Source organism: Saccharibacillus sp. CPCC 101409 (assembly GCF_030518235.1).
Classification (GTDB): domain Bacteria; phylum Bacillota; class Bacilli; order Paenibacillales; family Paenibacillaceae; genus Saccharibacillus.
On record NZ_JAULSA010000001.1, the window covers coordinates 188,339 to 205,114 of the forward strand.

Genomic DNA, 16,776 nt, shown 5'->3' on the forward strand with positions numbered 1-16,776 from the left:
GGGCCGGCATGGTTGTTACGTGATCGCGCACGCCGCTTCTCTGAGTGTGCGGGCAACCGTTTCCCAGGCTTCTTCCGCTTTTTCTTTCGGACCCAGGTGGCTAAAAGCGTGTTTGCAGTCTTTGAACACTATTGCCTGAACGGTTACCCCGGCTTCCCGCAATTTCTCCGCGTAACGTTCCGCTTCCGGCCTGAACGCGTCCTGTTCCGCGATCAGGATAAGAGCGGGCGCCAACCGGCCGCTGACCGCCGCGTACACGGGAGAAGCGAGCGAGTTCTCCGCCTGGCCTTTGCCGGGCACGTAACACAGGTTCAGGAAATGGGCGGCTTGCGGATACCGGGCGCGCCACATGTCCGTTTCCGGTTTGTTCGAATGCGGCGTGGCAAAATCCAGCATCGGACAGTTCAGCATCTGGAGCAGCGGCTGATCTTCTCCTTTTTCTTCCAGATAGAGACAAAGAGCGGCAGCCAGATTCGCGCCGGAGCTTTGTCCGCCGATCATGATCCGCTGCGCATCGAGATTCAAGTTGTCGGCATTTTTCTTGATCCAACCCCAGATTTCATACAGCTGTTCGATCGGTTTTGGAAAAGGATACTCCGGCGCTTTGGCGTACTCGACGTTAACGACGACGCATCCTGCCCGGTTGGCCAGGTAGCGGCAGTACGGATCGTCCATCTCTTTTTCGTGCATGATAAACGCCCCGCCGTGCAGGTTCATATACACCGGGAGCTTTTGCTGCGCGGCTTCCAAAGGATAGTAGAGGGAAATATCCGTAAGTTTTACGGATGTTTCGACGGTCGTTTCTTTTTTCTCTTTCACCGGCTCGAAGGGGAGCATAGGCGTTTTTTTGGCCCGATTGGGCAGGAGACGCAGAACCTTTGCCGCCATAAGGGTGAACAATAGGATAACCTCGCTTTTTTGACCGTTTCGCTTGCATAAAGTCTATGTACACTCCCGCAATAATTATAGTTACCCGAAAAAGAAAGCGGCGGATGCATAACTTGATAACTTCCGTAAAAAAACAAGCGTCCCCTTTTGCGGGAGACGCTTGTTTGTGCCTTGCATCGAGGTCGAAGATTAATCGACCGGGGACGAGTGGTCGAGCGAAGCGGCCATGATGTCGCCGTACGCCGAAGCGGAAGACGGAACGTCGCTCCACGTTACCGGCAGTTCCGGCGCGGACGGACGCTGGGTCAGCCGGTTGATCAAGACGACGGTCTCGGCTCGCGTCAGCGGCTGGTCCGGACGGAAAGTTCCGTTCGAGTAGCCGCTGAGCACACCTTGCGAAGCGGCGGCGGCAATCGCCCGGGAAGCCCAGTGACCGTTTACGTCGCTGAACGACGAAGCGGTACTGGCAGCAGGCGTCCACTGGTAAACGTTCATCAGGATCTGAGCCATTTCCGCCCGGGTTACGGCCCGGTCGGGTTCGAAACGCGTACTGCTTGTTCCGCGCATCCAGCCTTGTTCGACGGCTGCCAGGATATCGGCGCGCGCCCATTTGCCGAGCGATACATCGTTGAAGACGACGGCGCTATCGACAACATCTTTTTTCTGCATCGTGCGGTTCAAGATCGCGGCCAGCTCGGCGCGGCTGACGCTGCGCTGCGGCTGGAACGTGCCGTCCGGATATCCGCGCATATAAGCGGTATACGGCCGGGTGTTCGGGTCCATCGCAAAGCTGTACTCGGCGATCGTCTGCCCGACGTGGATATTGCCGTCCCGAATGTAGCTGTCGGGATCGAACGTCGCGCTTGTCGTCGATTTGCGGCTGTCGAACGGCTGGTAGCCTTCTTTTTCCGCCAGGATGTAGTAGTCGCCTTCCGGGAATACCATCCAGCCGTACTGACCCTGCGCGTTGCTGTTCTGCGGATCGGCGTTCTGGTTCGGCGCGAAATCCGGCAGGGCGGGCAGAACGACCGGCGTGTTCGGCGTGCGGCCTTTGGCGCGGTTGTTGGCCGTATCGGCCCAGTACAGCGTCGCTTTGACGCCCGGAATCGGCCTGCCGGTCGCGGAGTCGGTAATGACGCCGTACGGGTCGATCAGCTCGGCGTTAAGCGTTGCGTTGCCGGCGGCATCGACGGTCAGCGTGGCCGGAGGACCGGCCAGACGCTCGCCGCTCGGGGCGACGACGTTGAGCGCCAGGCGGTACGTGCCGCTCGGCAGCGAAGCCGGGATATTGATCGTGCCATTGGGCAGCAGCGTCAGTTCGGGCACGCCGGCGACCGGCTGTCCGTTCGCGCTGTACAGCACGCCGCGCAGCGGCAGGTCGGTCCCGATATCGCGGGTGATCGGCGCGGCGGCGGTCTGTCCGCTGTTCGGGTTGGTGACGATCACCTGGACGCTGCGGGTGGCCGGCGCCGGTGTCGTTGGCGTCGGTGTCGGAGTCACGGGCGTCGTTGTGCCGGGATCGGGATTAGGGTTTGGATTCGGTGTTACCGTCGTGTCCGTAACCGTGACGACGGCTTTGGCGGTCAGGTTGTTCGGGTTCAGATATCCGCATCCGCCCCGTTCCCGCTTGATCGAGCTGCCTGCGCCGTATAAAGGCTGGCGGGCAAAACTCAATTGTTGGACCAGACAGCCTAAACTGCCTTCGAACGTATACGTGCCAGCGGCTCCGTTGAACTCAGGAGTTCCCGTATCCCACTTTTTGACTGGAATATCGGCCGTCTTGCCGTTGCTGAACGATCCGACTACGCTGCTGGGAAGCTTGTTCTGCGCATCCGATAATGTGGAACCGGTCGGCAGAGTGAAAGACGGAATTGACTTGAGCGAGTCCAGATTGGGTTCTTCGATGTAAATCCCTAAATATTTTTCTCTCAAACTGGCAGGATAAGTCGGTTCGAAAATCAGATAGGGATCTTTCGGATCGAGCATTGCCGTTCCCGGAAAGCTCTTATATCCGCCGATATCGCTGTAAGTCCAACCAGCGGGGTAGGACGGGTACGGAGGGATTTCGAAGTTAGATTTGTCCCATATGATCGGCAGCTTGTAAGCAGTAGCATTAAAGTCGTACGAAATATAGGCATCCACCGTCGAAGGCCAGGTAAAGCTGTTTACGGTTGTACCGTTAGGCTTTGTCAGACTTTCCGGCGATGAAACGTTTATGATATATCCGTAGGTTTTGAACGTTTTGGGTCCTACGTATTGCGTAGGTTCGCCATCAGGAGTGAAAAAAGTGTAATATTCATACTCGGTATACGGCTTTAAGCCGGTAAGGTTATAAAAGAATTTGCCCGGTGTAGTGGATGGAATTGTTGAAAAAGGTCCTTGGTATCCGGTGGGCGGAGGAGAAGGCGAAACACTCGTTTTTTCTCGATAATAAAAGCCTACTTCATCGTCGGGAGACATTTGAATGAAGATTTCGCCGCGAAGAATCGCCGTAGTATCGGTCGTTTCGGATCTGTCCACATCGGAAAGTGTCAAGGCCGGCTCGGCATGTGCGGAAGGCACGAACCCGTTCAACCCCAGAGACAGCAGCAGAACGAAAAAGAGCGGAAAGCAGGCCAATCGTTTGATTTTAATAACATTCGCCCCCTGTAAATAATAGAATGTTCTTCGTGTTGAATTGCTTAATGCATACATACCCAGTCCAAAGGACTAAAAACCTTAATATGTAAAAAATGAATCGAAATTGTTAGTATGTTTGAATTGGACGAATTGAATGAAAGAGGAGAGCAGAATTGCATAAACATAGAAACAAAAAAACCGCCTTCGAAAAGGCGGCTCAAATATTCGAAATAAGCGACTTTTAATAATTGGCGGTTTTTAAATAAATCATCGTCCCAGCAGCTTCTCGTCGAACTCCGGCACCAGGCCTTCCTTCGCCGCGCGGACAAGCAAAGAACGGATCGCGGCGTATCCGTCTTCGCCGAGGTCGGCGGTGAATTCGTTGACGTAGAGCGCGATATGCGAATCGGCGACCGACGAATCCATTTCCTGGGCGTGTTCGAGCACATAGCCTCGGGATTCTTCGGGGTGCTTCCAGGCGTATTCGACGGATTCTTTGATCCACTTCGTCAGCGGCGCGGGATCGACGACGCCGCGCTTGGCGATAATCGCGCCGAGCGGGATCGGCAGGCCGGTGTCGGATTCCCACCAGTCGCCCATATCGGCCAGCTTGTGCAGGCCGTAGTTCCGGTAGGTGAAGCGCGCCTCGTGGATCACGAGGCCGGCGTCGATCTCGCCGCTCTGCACGGCGGGCATGATCTTGTCGAACGGCATGACGACGACTTCGCCGATGCCGCCGGGAATGGTCTGCGCCGCCCACAGGCGAAACAGCAGGTACGCGGTCGAACGCTCGCTCGGCACGGCGATGCGCCTGCCGGACAGTTCTGCCGGCGAAGCGGCGTCTTTCGTCAGCACGAGCGGTCCGCAGCCGCGGCCCAGCGCGCCGCCGCACGGCAGCAGCGCGTAGTCTTTGAGCACCCAGGGCAGCGCGGCGTAGGAGATCTTCATGACTTCCGGTCCTTCGCCGCCGGCCGCCCAGTTATTGGTGATATCGATATCGGCATAGGTGACTTCGAATTCCGGAGCGCCTTCGATCCGGCCGTGAGTCAGGGCGTGGAACACGAATGTATCGTTGGGGCAGGGGGAAAATGCGATCTTCAAGCGTAAAACACCTCCGGTAAAATTGAACTTGCGCGGCGAAGCGCGCCCAGCGCTTCGCCGATCTTCCAGGCGCCGCGGTCGCGCGGGCCGACCGCGTTCGAGATCCCGCGCAGTTCCAGCGCGGGCAGACCGAACTGCCGGGCGGCTTCCGCCACGCCGAAGCCTTCCATGCCTTCGGCCGCCGCGCCGGGCACGCGGGCGGCCAGCGCCTGCGCGCCGGCAAGCGTGCCGGTCGTCGTCGCGACCGTCAGCACCGGCGCAAGCCGCGCGTCCAGCCCGGCGCTTGTCAGCGCGCCGGCCAGGCGGGCCGAAACTTCGTCTTCGGCCGGAACGACCGACGAGCCGAAGCCCAGCTCGTCCACGGAAATAAAGCCGTCCGGGCTGTCCGAGCCCAGGTCGGCCGCAACCATGCGGCTCGCGACGACGAGCGAGCCGATCTCCGCTTCGCCGGCGAAGCCTCCGGCGATGCCGGCGCTCAGCACGCGGCCGTAGCCGCCGCGCGCAAGCCGGGCGGCGGTGCCCGCCGCGGCCGCCGCCGCGCCTACGCCGGCGGCGATCACGTCGAAGCGCGAATCGCCGGCGAGACCGGCGAGCACCGCTTCGCGTTCCGCTTCGACGGCGGTAACGATCAAAGTCCGGACTTCGCCGGCGTTTCCGGCAAAGCCGGAGTCCTGCACAGATTCAAGCGGCTGGTACATCCGATCGACTCCTTGTATGATAAATAAGTTAGACGCATTTTAAACAACCTGTTGCCTTTAGCGTTGACAAGGTACTATCCCTATAACGTTACCGCTAAAAACCGGGCGTGTAAAGCGAGGCGCCCTACAAAAAAAGAAAGCGGGAAAGGAGCTGAAGCGCCGTGCCGGAAATCGACGACCATCTGGATTACGGGCTGTCCATTCTGTTTATCGGCTTCAATCCGAGCCTGCGCTCGGGCGAGACCGGGCATCATTACGCCAATCCGCGCAACAACTTCTGGCGTCTGCTCGAAGAATCGGGCATCACGCCGAGGCGCTATGCGCCGCAGGAAGACGGCGAGCTGCTGAAGCTCGGATACGGATTTACCAATATCGTCGCTCGTCCGACACGCGGCGTGGAGGATATCGCGCGGGAAGAATATCGCGAAGGCCGGAAGATTCTGCGCCGGAAGCTGACGGAGTACCGGCCGCGCGTCGCCTGCTACGTGGGCAAAGGCGTATACACCGAATTTACCGGAAACAAAAAGGCGGACTGGGGACTCCAGCCGGAATCGGCGGTCGACGGCGTCGTCGATTTCGTCGCGCCTTCGTCCAGCGGACTTGTCCGGATGCCGATGCGGGATATCGTTTCCATTTATACGCAGCTGCGGTTTTTCGTCGAAGACGAACTGGCCGACTGAGGACGGAACCGGCCGCAAGAGCGATATTTTTTGCCAAACGACTGTAAAAACGGGAGACAGCGACCGATATAATCTTTATAATAAAAATTGCTCACAATCTAAATTCATAAAATGGAAATAAGGCGTTGCTCTAAACGTCATAGCCCAAAGGGAGTAAAACGATGGAAAGCGTACAGGGGACTTACAATCTTGGCCTGGTATTCGTATCCTGCGTCATTTCGGTGCTGGCTTCGTATTCCGCGCTGAACCTGGCCGGCCGAATTCATTTGACGCGGGGAACCATGCGTCTGTTCTGGCTGGCCGGAGGCGCGGTATCGATGGGAATCGGCATCTGGTCGATGCATTTCGTCGGCATGCTGGCGCTCAAGACCGATATGCAGATGAACTACCGGATTCCGCTGGTCGCATTGTCCGTGGTCCTGCCGATTATCGCATCGTTCGTCGCACTCTGGACCGTGACGAGGAAAAAGCTGACCTATATATCGCTGACGATCGGCGGCATTCTGATGGCTTCGGGAGTCGTGGATATGCATTACGTCGGCATGAGCGCGATGACGATGCGGATTTCTTACAATCCGTGGCTGGTGGCGCTGTCCGTTATAATCGCCACGATCGCTTCGATCGTCGCGCTGGGGCTGATGCGAAGTTTCCGCGAAGGCCAAGGCCGTACCCTGTTCAAATGGATCAGCGCGCTCATCATGGGATTCGCGATCGCCGGGATGCACTACACCGGAATGGCGGCGGCGACTTTTTATTCGGATGAGCATGCAAGCATGGGCGCCGTCGGCCATACGACCGGGATGGAGCGCATGGACGGAGCGGAGCTGGTCGACACGCATACGCTGGCGCTTATCATTACGCTGAGCAGCCTGCTGCTGATCGGCTTCACCATCTACGGCATGTTTATCAACGGACGTTTCAACCAGAAAGACAAACAGCTGCGCAAGCAGCAAAACTGGTACCGCGCGCTGTATGCGAACAACGTCGACGGCATCATCTCGGTCGATACGTCCGGCAGAATCATCGATATGAACCCGGCCATTCTGGCGCTGACGGATTCGACGTTCGAAGCTTTCGACGGACAGCCGATCGAGCTGCTGGGGCGCTTTTTCGATCCGGGTCACTACGAAGAAGCACGCAGCAAGATTCGGGGAAAAGGCGCGTTCGGCGAAGGCAGCTGCGAAACGCAGATTCGTCATCCGGACGGCCGGGCGATTCACGTAGCGGCGATCAGCGTTCCGGTATCCGTGGACGGCGAAGTGACCGGCATGCACATCATCGTGCGCGATATTACCGAGCAGAAACTGACGCAGGCCAGAGTCGAGCACCAGGCTTTCCACGACGAACTGACCAATCTGCCCAACCGCCGCCGCTTCGATTCGATCGTGCAGGAAGAGATCGAACGCAGCGGAAGCGCGGGCCGCTTTGCCGTCATGGTGCTGGATATCGACCGGTTCAAGATGATTAACGACTCGCTCGGCCACGCTTACGGCGACGATTTTCTGCAAAAAGTCGGCCAGCGGATTACCGAAGTCATCGATCCGCGGTTCGTCACGCTGTCGCGGATGGGCGGGGACGAGTTTGCGCTCGTCTGCCGGTCCGCCGTGTGCGAGAACGAAGTCGAAGAACTGGCCAAGCGGATCGTGTCCGTGATCCAGGTGCCGTATACGCTGAAAGACAACGACTTTTACGTAACGGCAAGCGTCGGCATCGCGATGTATCCGGAGCACGGCTCCGGCCGGGAAGAACTGATCAAGAATGCCGATTCCGCCATGTACGAAGTGAAGCGCGGAGGCAAGAACGGCTATCGCTTCTACTCGCCCGATCTCGACAGGGAGCTGCTGTTCAAGATCGAGATGGAAGGCGATCTGCGCAAAGCGATCGAACGCGATGAGCTGGAAGTGCATTATCAGCCGCAGTACCGGATGCCCGGCCGCGAACTGATCGGCATGGAGGCGCTGCTGCGCTGGCGCCATCCGGCGCGCGGACTGGTTTCTCCGGGCGTGTTTATCCCGATTGCCGAGGAAACCGGGCTGATTATCGAGATCGGCCGCTGGGTGCTCCGCGAATCCTGCCGGCAGATGAAAAAATGGCACGACGCCGGTTATCCGAAGATCCCGATCTCCGTCAACCTGTCGACCCAGCAGTTCCACCAGCAGGACCTCGAATTCCAGATCGAACAGGTGCTGGTCGAGATCGGCCTGGACCCTCGCTACCTGGAACTTGAAATCACGGAAAGCATGATGATGGACGCTTCCGCGTCCATCGCCATCTTGAACCGGCTGAGCGGACTGGGCATCAGACTCAGCCTGGACGACTTCGGTACCGGCTACAGCTCGCTCAGCTACTTGAGCGTGCTGCCGATCAGCCGCCTGAAGATCGACCAGTCGTTCGTCGCCCGGATCGAAGACCGGGACAACGAACGCGCCATCGTCACCACCATCGTCGCCATGGCCCGCAGCCTCGGCATGGACGTGATCGCCGAAGGCATCGAGACGCAGGGCCAACTGGAAATCTTGACCGCCCAACAGTGCGTGGAATTCCAGGGCTACTATTTCAGCCGCCCCCTGCCCCCGGCCGAATTGTTCGACGACCGCGCCCATACCGCCTGAATACAGGCCGCAGGCGTCCGCACTACCGTCACCCCCCACCCAAACCAAAATAAAAAAAACGCGAAGCGCGTAAGCTTCGCGTGAGGGCGTCGAGAAAGCCGGGGAGGGTACCAAACGGAAAATAGCGGCACAGGTACACTTATTTAGGGCGAAACCCTTCGATTTCTTCAAATAGCGACGCAGGTGCAGCTATTCGGGAGCCAAAAGCCGAATCGAAGCGGAAAAGCACGAAATAAGTGTATGAGCGCAGTTATTTTCTCGAAAACGTAAGATTAAGCCGGAATAAGGGTATATACGCATCTATTTTAGATTCGCCTTGCCAATCGCTTAGTTCTCCAGCTCTTTCCCCGATCTTTCATTCCAATGGAATCTACCTATTTAGTACTTTGTCACACTTCAAATGGTGGGTTTACGTTTGGCTGAAATGCACACGGTTCTAGTGCGTTTCAGCCGAGCGTAACCTTACCTTCATCTGGGACAAAGTACTAGGTTGACATCCAATCGTTTCCCGACACCCCGCGCGAAGCCAACACGCTTCGCGTTTTTGTTTATATGAATAAAGACAAACAAGAAAGCGAGGCGTTCACATGGAAGATTACTCACAAACTTCGCAGGACTCGCAAGAACATATCCGCGCCGCGATGAAGGCGCGCACGATCGCGCTGCCGGACGGAACGGAGCTGCCCGCGCTCGGCCAGGGCACCTGGTACATGGGCGAAGACAAACGGGAAGCGGAGCGTGAAGCCGACGCGCTCCGGCTGGGGCTGGATCTGGGCATGAGCGTGATCGACACCGCGGAGATGTACGGGGACGGCGGCGCGGAAAAGGTCGTCGGCCAAGCGATCGCCGGCCGCCGGGACGATGTGTTCCTCGTCAGCAAAGCGCTGCCGGGCCATGCCGGACGCAAAGCGATCGTGAAAGCGTGCGAGAACAGCCTGCGGCGGCTCGGCACCGATTACCTCGACCTGTATCTGCTGCACTGGCGAGGAAGCGTGCCGCTCGGCGAGACGGCGGAAGCGCTGGAGGAACTGAAGCGAAGCGGCAAGATTCGCCGCTGGGGCGTATCCAATCTGGATACCGGCGATATGGAGGAGCTGCTGGAGACGCCGGACGGAGCGGGATGCGAGATTAATCAGGTGCTGTATCACCTGGGTTCGCGCGGTATCGAATACGATCTGCTGCCGTGGCAGCGGGAGCGCCGCATGCCGACCATGGCCTACTGCCCGATCGCGCAGGGCGGAGCGCTCCGGCGCGAGCTGATGAATCATCCGTCCGTGCGCGAAACCGCGGAGCGGCATTCCGCTTCGCCGGCGCAGGTGCTGCTTGCGTGGGCGATCCGGGAAGGGGACGTGCTGGCGATTCCGAAAGCTTCGTCCCGCGAACATGTGACGGAGAACGCGGCCGCCGCGGCGCTGAAGCTGGACGAGGACGACCTAAAAAAGCTCGACGCGGCTTTTCCCGCCCCGAACCGCAAGGTTCCGCTGGATATCGTTTGAGCGGGAAGAACGACCTGAGAACGACCTAAAAGAGACCTGGCATCCAAAACGCGTTTTGGAAGTCAGGTCTCTTTGGTAAGGGGATCGGCCATACCGGTTGTCATCGGTCAGCCTTTCACTCCGTCTCTATAGTTTTTGCTCCAGTGTTTGTCGCCGGTGTGCAGGAAGTCCTGAACGGTCTTTTCCAGCGTATCCAGCAGGTCGGCTTTGATCTGCGATACGGTGTCGAAATAAACGCGTTCTTCGTTTCCGTTAATCTTGTCGCCGTAGATGGCGAGAGCGGCGTTCTGGCAGCGGTGCTGTTCGACCAGCTGGTCGATGGATTGGAGTGCATGCTCCACATAGGACGAAATACCCTTTTGTTCTTTCGGCAGCATGTCTCTCAGTTCTTGAACTCGGTTTTGCATTGGCATGATGGGTCACCTCTTCGTTGAATGTAAATTTACAATATCACATTTTCACAAAAAGTTCATTAAATTCTCCTTAAATCGTCAATATTGCTGATGAAACAAGGAATGAAAAGAATGAAACGAAAGAAAATGCGAGTTCGTACAGTGAAGCTCTTGGAGAGGGCGACGGAGCAACCTGGTTGTTAAAAGTGTCTGTGTTGTGTCTAACTACTATTTCGGAATTCCATTTTCATTTATTTATATCTTTTTTCCCTGATTGCTAAATAATTTTTAAGGGACTTTTAGACTATTTCATTTCGTGTCGAAAAAACAATAATATTCTAAGAATTTGTAACTTTTTTTAACCGCGATGTAAAGACATGTCCGGCTTCCGGTCTTTATACTGAAACGCAGGGATTGGCTTCGGAAAAAGAAAAGGCCTCGAGCCGCTTCGAAGCCCGCATAACGATTCGTATTCCCGGAAGATGGAGGCTGAGCCAGTGAATCACACATGGAAATTGACCAAGAAAACGGGCGGATTCATCGCTCTGCTGACGCTCCTGCTGCTGCTGGGCGCGGCTTCGCGAACGGAGGCGGCCGGCGCCGGCATCCTTGAGCTTCCGCTCGGCTACAACGACGATTTGACCGTTATCAAAGCCGAACTGAACGAAGGAGCGCTGTACGTCCCGCTGCGCGAGACGGCGCAGATCCTGCATCTCGAAGTCGGCGGTTCCTCGAAGTCGATCGTTTTGACGGGCAGCAAACACAGCGTGACCATTGTGCCCGACGAGCGGAAAGCGATCGCGGGAGATCGCGCGACAACGGTTAAAACTTATGCAAGCGCGGGGCGCACCATGATCCCGGTTTCGCTGCTCAAAAGCACGTTCAATTTCGGCGCCGCGTACGACGCGAGCGTGCCGGTCGCCCGGATCACAAGCGGCAAACAGAAGCTCAGCCTGGAGAAATTTATCGCCGCCAACCTGGAGTCGCTCAAGCCCGCCGCTCCCGCGGAAGCGAACCCCAAGCCGGAGCAGCCGAAGACGCCGGACAAACCTCAAACGCCGGAATCGAAAAAGCCGATCTATCTGACGTTCGACGACGGTCCGACCGCGCACACGGCCCAACTGCTGGATATCCTGGACAAGTACGACGCACGCGGAACCTTTTTCATGCTGGGGCCGAATATCGCGTCTTACCCGTCCGCCGTCAAGCGGCTCGTCGATTCGGGCAGCTCGGCCGGCCTGCACGGAATGACCCATGTCAAAAACAAGTTCTACGCTTCGCCGGCTTCGGCGCTGAAAGAAATGCAGGACGACAATCAAGCGCTGTACAAAGCCGCCGGCGTCAAAACGAAGCTGATCCGCACGCCTTACGGCAGCAAGCCGTACTTCACGAAAGCGTATCGGGATAAAGTACTGAGCGCGGGTTTCCATTTGTGGGACTGGAACGTGGATTCGGAAGACTGGAAATACAAGACCGACCACAAGCGCGTCATCCGCAGCATCCTGGAGCAGATCGACACGGTCGAACGGCAGGGAACGGTTCCCGTCGTGCTGATGCACGATCAGGCCGCTACGCTCAAAGTGCTGCCGGAAGTGCTCAAAACGCTGCGCGACGAAGGCTTTACGTTCGAAGTGATCACGGACGATACCGCGCCGGTTAATTTTTGGAAAGACAAGCGCTGAGGGGAATCGCGAAGCGCCAAACAGGTTCGTTCCGCTTTCGGAACGGGCCTTTTCTTTATTTTGGGTCTTCAATATAAGTGTCCAATATGTGATAATTAGCATATTAGGCTATTGGACTTGGGTATTAAGAAGCTGCCGGTTTAAAAAGGGGGAAAACGAAGGGAGGGCAAAAGGGATATAGAGGAAAAAAGAGCAGCTGTTATTTTTTTAAAAGAAATCGCTCTTTTTGTTAAGTGAAGCGGTTACATAGACGATATAAAAATTTTGGGATAACGCAATTTGAACAATCGCGCTTGTGAAGCGCATGACCGCGCACGCGGTTCGGGCAGTGGATTCTGCAAACAAAAGGTTGGGGGACCGGAAATGAAACTGAATTTGGGCACCAAAATGGTCGGGGGCTTCGTGCTGATCTCCGGCGTGACTTATGCGACAAGCGCCGTTTTTATTTTCTTTTTGAAAAATTATATCGCCCGTTCGATGTCGGAGTGGCTGTACACGACGATCATTCTGCTGCTCGGGATCGTCTGGAGCGGAATTCTGGGCTGGGTCGTGTCGCGCCTGCTGACCAAGCCGCTCGTCCGGCTGGCGAAGACCGCGCAGGAAGTGGCGGACGGCAATCTGGCGGTCGAGGTTCCGGTCCGGCAGGCCCAGGACGAGATCACCGTGCTGAACGATTCTTTTCGCCGGATGGTGGGCAATCTGCGCGGCATGGCCGAGGATATCGCGTCCGGCGCGGCGGTAACGTCGGAGAACGTGCGGCTGATGAGCGACGCCATTACCGAAGCGGCCGGCCAGATCGAAGAGATCTCGGGCGGAGTGGACCGGATTTACGATGGCGTGGAGCGCCAGCAGAAATCGGCCGAAAGCTCGCGCCGCAACGCCGACGAGATGCGGGACGCCTTTCGCGGCATGAAAGGAAGCTCCGAAGAGATGATCGGACTGTCCGGCTGCATGGAAGATTCGGTGTATTCGACCCGCGGCATCTTCTCGTCGCTGCGCGAAGGCATGGGCGAATTGTCCGTGTCCAGCCTGCGCTCGCGGGAAATGGTCGGACGCCTGGAAAAAGAAGCGGCCGATATCGAAGTCATCAACCGTTCGATCCGCGATATTGCCGAACAAACGCATCTGCTGGCGCTGAACGCTTCGATCGAAGCGGCGCGGGCGGGCGAACACGGGACCGGCTTTGCCGTCGTCGCGCACGAGATCCGCAAGCTCTCCGAGCAGAGCGCCGAATCGGTCGGTCAGATCGGGAGCCTGATCGGGCGCATTCAGAACCAGGTGCGCGAGACGGTGGAGCTGATCGGGCAGCAGAGCGACCGCGTCGCGAAAGAAGAGCTCCATACCCGCGACGTCGACGAGAAGCTGGAGCGGCTCGGATCGGCCGTCGAAGGCATGGTCGGGTCGGTGCACAGCATCGAGACGATGATCTCGCAGCAGACGGAGCGCGTCGAGCTGGCGCATCGCCATGCCGGCGAGATCAGCGAACGCGCCGTAATGTTCGCGGAGGAAGCCAAGCGTATCGCAAGCTCCATCCACGAGGAGACGGCGATCGTAGAGGAGATCTCGACCTCTTCCGAAGAACTGAACCGCATGACCGGGCGTCTGCTGGACAAAGCGACCGCTTTCCGCATGTAACCCATACCAATAAGGAATCCCCCGCAGCGTAACCGGTACTTTGCCGGCGCTGCGGGGGATTTGTTTTCCGATGCCGATTAGAAAAGAACTCGAGCGGTTACAATCCTTTGGCGACGGTAATCAGGATAGTGACCGTGACGATATTGAGCAGGGTGGACACAAGCACCGTCTGGGCGGCAAAGTCCGGTTCGTTGCGGTATTCCTCGGCCAGGATCGACGAGTTGACGCCGGTCGGCATGCCGGAAGCGATCAGCAGCGCCTGGGCGGGCAGTCCTTTCATGCCGAAAGCGAGGATCAGGATATAGCCGATCACCGGCGCGATAATCAGCCGCAGGATCATGCTGAAGTAAATTTCGAGCCGGCCCAGCCGCAGCGGATACTGCACGATCTGCGCGCCGAGCGTCAGCAGGGCGATCGCGACCATCGAGTTCTGCACGTAGCCCAGCGGCTGCGTGACGAAGTTCGGCAGCGGCACGGCAAAAGCGTGGAAAGCGAAGCCCAGCACGAGCGCGTACGGGACGGGCATTTTCATAAAGCCGATCAGCACGCTGCGGTAGTTGCCGCTAAGCCGGGCTCCCTGGATCGAGATGACCCCGTATGTAAAAGTCAGCAGGCTTTGAAACGCCATCAGCAGCGCCTGGATCGAAGCCGCGAGCGGGGAGCCCGCGAATACGAGCTGGTTGATCGGAAGCCCGTAATTGCCCGAATTGTCCAGCAGAACGCTGTTGGTAAAAGCGGCTTTCATGCCGCTCGTATACTTGAACGAACGCGTGAGTATGAAGCAGAGCGCGTACAGGACGCCGATGTATATTCCGTAAAAAAGCGCGACGCCTCCGAGCAGTTCGACGGAAATCGCGGAGCGGTACAGGCTCATAAAAACGACGGCCGGCGTGATGTAATAGAAGTTGATCTTGGACAGCGTGTACAGGTCGAGCCGGAACAGCCTCTGCATCGCCGAACCGGCGACGATCAGGATAAAAACGGGCAGCACCACATTGAGCAGGATCTGAAAAATCATCGGATTTCAGCTTCTTTCGGTCGGGGTTTGCGTTGCTTGGCTTCGCAGCCGGATCGTGTTTCATTATAGCATCAACCGCGCGCGGCACGGGCACAAAGTTGGACCGAAGACTCCGTAGAATTTCGCGCGTCGGGGATTGCTGTACAAAAGGAACGGCGATAAGGTAAAGTTAAACGTAAAGAAGCGGTGCCCGACGCGCGTAAACGCGGCTCGATTCGGCGTAAAAACCGTCTAAGCCGATGCACGGAATGGGGATTTGGCGGCGCACAAGGAGGAAACGGAATTGACGCAAACCGAAGAAAGAGCAAGACTGTCCCAATGGGACGCGATTCTGCTGGAAAATTTGCGGGGGCTGGGCTTGAGCGACGAGGAACTGCTGCATCGCACGGCGGAAGGCGATCTGCCCGCGTCGGCGGACGGGGCGGGGCCCGACTTCGCGCCGCTGCTGACGCTGCAGGCCGAGCAGCCGGAGCTGTTCGAGCAGGCGGTCACGCGGGGCTACCGGATCAAATACAACACGCTCGGCGGCATTCGCACGTGGGTGCGGACCGTCTTCGGCTATGACGGCGAGATCGAGCGCGAAGAAGGCCGCGAAGGCGTGCGGGTCGAACTGACGCCGGAGCAGCGCGATCGGTTGGAGCCGGTGCTGTCGATCGGCTGGACGATCGTCGCGGAAGAAGAAGAAAACGCCGGAGCGGCCCGCGATACGGAAACGGCGGTATACCGCGTCGTTCCGGCCCGCGCCGTCGACTAAGCGGTTCGAACCTTGAACCGATTCGCAGCTTCAATCAATCGATCCAACGGCGGCTTGAACCGACCGGCGCCGCCGCGTTTCGAGGCGAAGCGGGACGATCGGCCGGAGCCCGGAAGATCCCCTGTTAACGGGATCTTCCGGGCTATTCGCGTCGGCCGGCGGGAATCCGGTCTTCCGCGTTCCAGCGCCGCGCATGTTCGCGCACGATGCGCAGAAATTCGAGCAGCGCGGGGGAGCGCCACTTCTTGCCGTGGTAAGCGACCTGCGTCGAGACGCGCTGATCCGTATCGTCCCAGTCCAGGCGAGCCAGGCGGCCGTCTTCGCATTCTTTTCGCACCGCGACCCGCGGCAGAAAAGCCAGACCGAGACCCGCGGCCACGCACTGCTTGATCGCTTCGAGACTCCAGAATTCCAGCATCGGGTCGGGAAATACGCCGAAGCGGTTCAACCGCTGCTCGAACAGCGCGCGGTAGGAGCAGCCGCTTTCGGTGGACAGGATCGTTTCGCCGCGCAGGGAAGCCGCGTCCACTCTGCCGCCGGAGGCAAGGGGATGGTCCGGCGGGGCGATCAGCGCCATTTCTTCACGGATCAGCGTTTCGATCTCCATCTCCCGGTCGGCCGTTTCCGGCTGAAGCAGGAACGCCAGATCCAGCTCGCCCGAACGGGCGGAAGCCAGCAGTTCCCAGCAGGGGCCGGGCCGCAGCACGATCTTGACGCCCGGATAGCGCTTCTTGTAGTCGCGGATCACGGCGGGCAGCCGGAAAGCGGCCAGTGATTCCGGCGCCCCGATCGTCAGCGTGCCGCCGATCCCGCTGCCGGAATTCAGCGCGCCTTCCGCCAGCAGGTGCATTTTCTGGATCTCCTGCGCGAACGGAAGCAGCCGTTCGCCGGCGTCGGTCAGCCGGATGCTTCGCCCGATCCGGTCGAACAGCGGCTGGCCGATCTCCGCTTCGAGCGCCTGGATCTGCGCCGTAACGCTGGACTGGGCGTAGTCCATTTTCTGCGCCGCTTTGGTGAAACCGCCGGTTTCGACCACGACCAGAAACGTGAATAAATGTCTGGATTCCATCCTTGTCTCTCCAATCCATCGGTTTTTTGAATGGATAACATCTGAAACATCCGTTTTTCGGATGGATTCATTGTCTGTTAAGCTGAATGAAAAATCAAGAGAGGCGGCAGCGGAGAAGATGACAAAGACGGA

13 protein-coding genes are annotated in these 16,776 nt (G+C 58.0%); 6 read left to right on the forward strand and 7 right to left on the reverse strand.

Annotated elements, in window-relative coordinates:
* Nucleotides 1-15 precede the first annotated feature (15 nt).
* The 4 genes from QWJ34_RS00830 to QWJ34_RS00845 form a co-directional block, all read right to left on the reverse strand.
* A complete protein-coding gene (locus QWJ34_RS00830) occupies nt 16-837 on the reverse strand; it encodes an alpha/beta hydrolase (protein ID WP_302725813.1) in 822 nt (273 codons plus the stop codon).
* 240 nt (nt 838-1,077) lie between these two features.
* Nucleotides 1,078-2,874 carry an S-layer homology domain-containing protein gene (locus QWJ34_RS00835; protein ID WP_302725153.1) on the reverse strand — a complete coding sequence of 599 codons (1,797 nt, stop codon included), beginning with the start codon at nt 2,872-2,874 and terminating at the stop codon, nt 1,078-1,080.
* 900 nt (nt 2,875-3,774) lie between these two features.
* On the reverse strand, nt 3,775-4,608 hold the full coding sequence (locus QWJ34_RS00840) for a 1,4-dihydroxy-6-naphtoate synthase (RefSeq protein ID WP_302725154.1): 834 nt from the start codon (nt 4,606-4,608) through the stop codon (nt 3,775-3,777).
* Nucleotides 4,605-5,306: a futalosine hydrolase gene (locus QWJ34_RS00845; protein ID WP_302725155.1), complete on the reverse strand. Its 702-nt coding sequence runs from the start codon at nt 5,304-5,306 to the stop codon at nt 4,605-4,607. Before QWJ34_RS00845 ends, QWJ34_RS00840 begins: the two co-directional genes overlap by 4 nt.
* A 161-nt stretch (nt 5,307-5,467) precedes the next feature.
* Here QWJ34_RS00845 and QWJ34_RS00850 point away from each other — a divergent pair, with 161 nt between their 5' ends.
* The 3 genes from QWJ34_RS00850 to QWJ34_RS00860 all read left to right on the forward strand — a co-directional run bounded on the left by QWJ34_RS00850 (nt 5,468) and on the right by QWJ34_RS00860 (nt 10,094).
* Complete coding sequence (locus QWJ34_RS00850) at nt 5,468-5,986, forward strand: mismatch-specific DNA-glycosylase (protein WP_302725156.1); 519 nt, start codon at nt 5,468-5,470, stop codon at nt 5,984-5,986.
* 161 nt (nt 5,987-6,147) lie between these two features.
* Nucleotides 6,148-8,598, forward strand: a complete 2,451-nt coding sequence (locus QWJ34_RS00855) for an EAL domain-containing protein (protein ID WP_302725157.1) — start codon at nt 6,148-6,150, stop codon at nt 8,596-8,598.
* A gap of 587 nt (nt 8,599-9,185) precedes the next feature.
* Nucleotides 9,186-10,094, forward strand: coding sequence for an aldo/keto reductase (locus tag QWJ34_RS00860; RefSeq protein WP_302725158.1), 909 nt, complete (start codon nt 9,186-9,188; stop codon nt 10,092-10,094).
* A gap of 107 nt (nt 10,095-10,201) precedes the next feature.
* Here the strand turns inward: QWJ34_RS00860 and QWJ34_RS00865 are convergent, their stop codons facing one another.
* Nucleotides 10,202-10,507 carry a hypothetical protein gene (locus QWJ34_RS00865; protein WP_302725159.1) on the reverse strand — a complete coding sequence of 102 codons (306 nt, stop codon included), beginning with the start codon at nt 10,505-10,507 and terminating at the stop codon, nt 10,202-10,204.
* 476 nt (nt 10,508-10,983) lie between these two features.
* On the opposite strand from QWJ34_RS00865, the gene QWJ34_RS00870 reads away from it, so the two are divergent.
* Both QWJ34_RS00870 and QWJ34_RS00875 read left to right on the forward strand, forming a co-directional pair.
* Nucleotides 10,984-12,168, forward strand: coding sequence for a polysaccharide deacetylase family protein (locus QWJ34_RS00870; protein ID WP_302725160.1), 1,185 nt, complete (start codon nt 10,984-10,986; stop codon nt 12,166-12,168).
* Between the two features lie 363 nt (nt 12,169-12,531).
* Nucleotides 12,532-13,803, forward strand: coding sequence for a methyl-accepting chemotaxis protein (locus QWJ34_RS00875; protein ID WP_302725161.1), 1,272 nt, complete (start codon nt 12,532-12,534; stop codon nt 13,801-13,803).
* A gap of 97 nt (nt 13,804-13,900) precedes the next feature.
* Here the strand turns inward: QWJ34_RS00875 and QWJ34_RS00880 are convergent, their stop codons facing one another.
* Nucleotides 13,901-14,821: an AEC family transporter gene (locus QWJ34_RS00880; protein WP_302725162.1), complete on the reverse strand. Its 921-nt coding sequence runs from the start codon at nt 14,819-14,821 to the stop codon at nt 13,901-13,903.
* Nucleotides 14,822-15,104: 283 nt separating this feature from the next.
* Here QWJ34_RS00880 and QWJ34_RS00885 point away from each other — a divergent pair, with 283 nt between their 5' ends.
* Nucleotides 15,105-15,575 (forward strand): hypothetical protein, encoded by a 471-nt coding sequence (locus QWJ34_RS00885; protein ID WP_302725163.1) that lies wholly within the window; start codon nt 15,105-15,107, stop codon nt 15,573-15,575.
* 142 nt (nt 15,576-15,717) lie between these two features.
* Here the strand turns inward: QWJ34_RS00885 and QWJ34_RS00890 are convergent, their stop codons facing one another.
* Nucleotides 15,718-16,644, reverse strand: a complete 927-nt coding sequence (locus QWJ34_RS00890; protein ID WP_302725164.1) for a LysR family transcriptional regulator — start codon at nt 16,642-16,644, stop codon at nt 15,718-15,720.
* Nucleotides 16,645-16,776: the final 132 nt, after the last annotated feature.

Bases quoted from the DNA above. Each gene is read 5' to 3' on its own strand.
- QWJ34_RS00830 (WP_302725813.1), bottom strand. From the start codon at position 837: ATGCTCCCCTTCGAGCCGGTGAAAGAGAAAAAAGAAACGACCGTCGAA.
- QWJ34_RS00835 (WP_302725153.1), bottom strand. From the start codon at position 2,874: ATGCTCGATCCGAAAGATCCCTATCTGATTTTCGAACCGACTTATCCT.
- QWJ34_RS00845 (WP_302725155.1), bottom strand. From the start codon at position 5,306: ATGTACCAGCCGCTTGAATCTGTGCAGGACTCCGGCTTTGCCGGAAAC.
- QWJ34_RS00855 (WP_302725157.1), top strand. From the start codon at position 6,148: ATGGAAAGCGTACAGGGGACTTACAATCTTGGCCTGGTATTCGTATCC.
- QWJ34_RS00860 (WP_302725158.1), top strand. From the start codon at position 9,186: ATGGAAGATTACTCACAAACTTCGCAGGACTCGCAAGAACATATCCGC.
- QWJ34_RS00865 (WP_302725159.1), bottom strand. From the start codon at position 10,507: ATGCCAATGCAAAACCGAGTTCAAGAACTGAGAGACATGCTGCCGAAA.
- QWJ34_RS00875 (WP_302725161.1), top strand. From the start codon at position 12,532: ATGAAACTGAATTTGGGCACCAAAATGGTCGGGGGCTTCGTGCTGATC.
- QWJ34_RS00880 (WP_302725162.1), bottom strand. From the start codon at position 14,821: ATGATTTTTCAGATCCTGCTCAATGTGGTGCTGCCCGTTTTTATCCTG.
- QWJ34_RS00890 (WP_302725164.1), bottom strand. From the start codon at position 16,644: ATGGAATCCAGACATTTATTCACGTTTCTGGTCGTGGTCGAAACCGGC.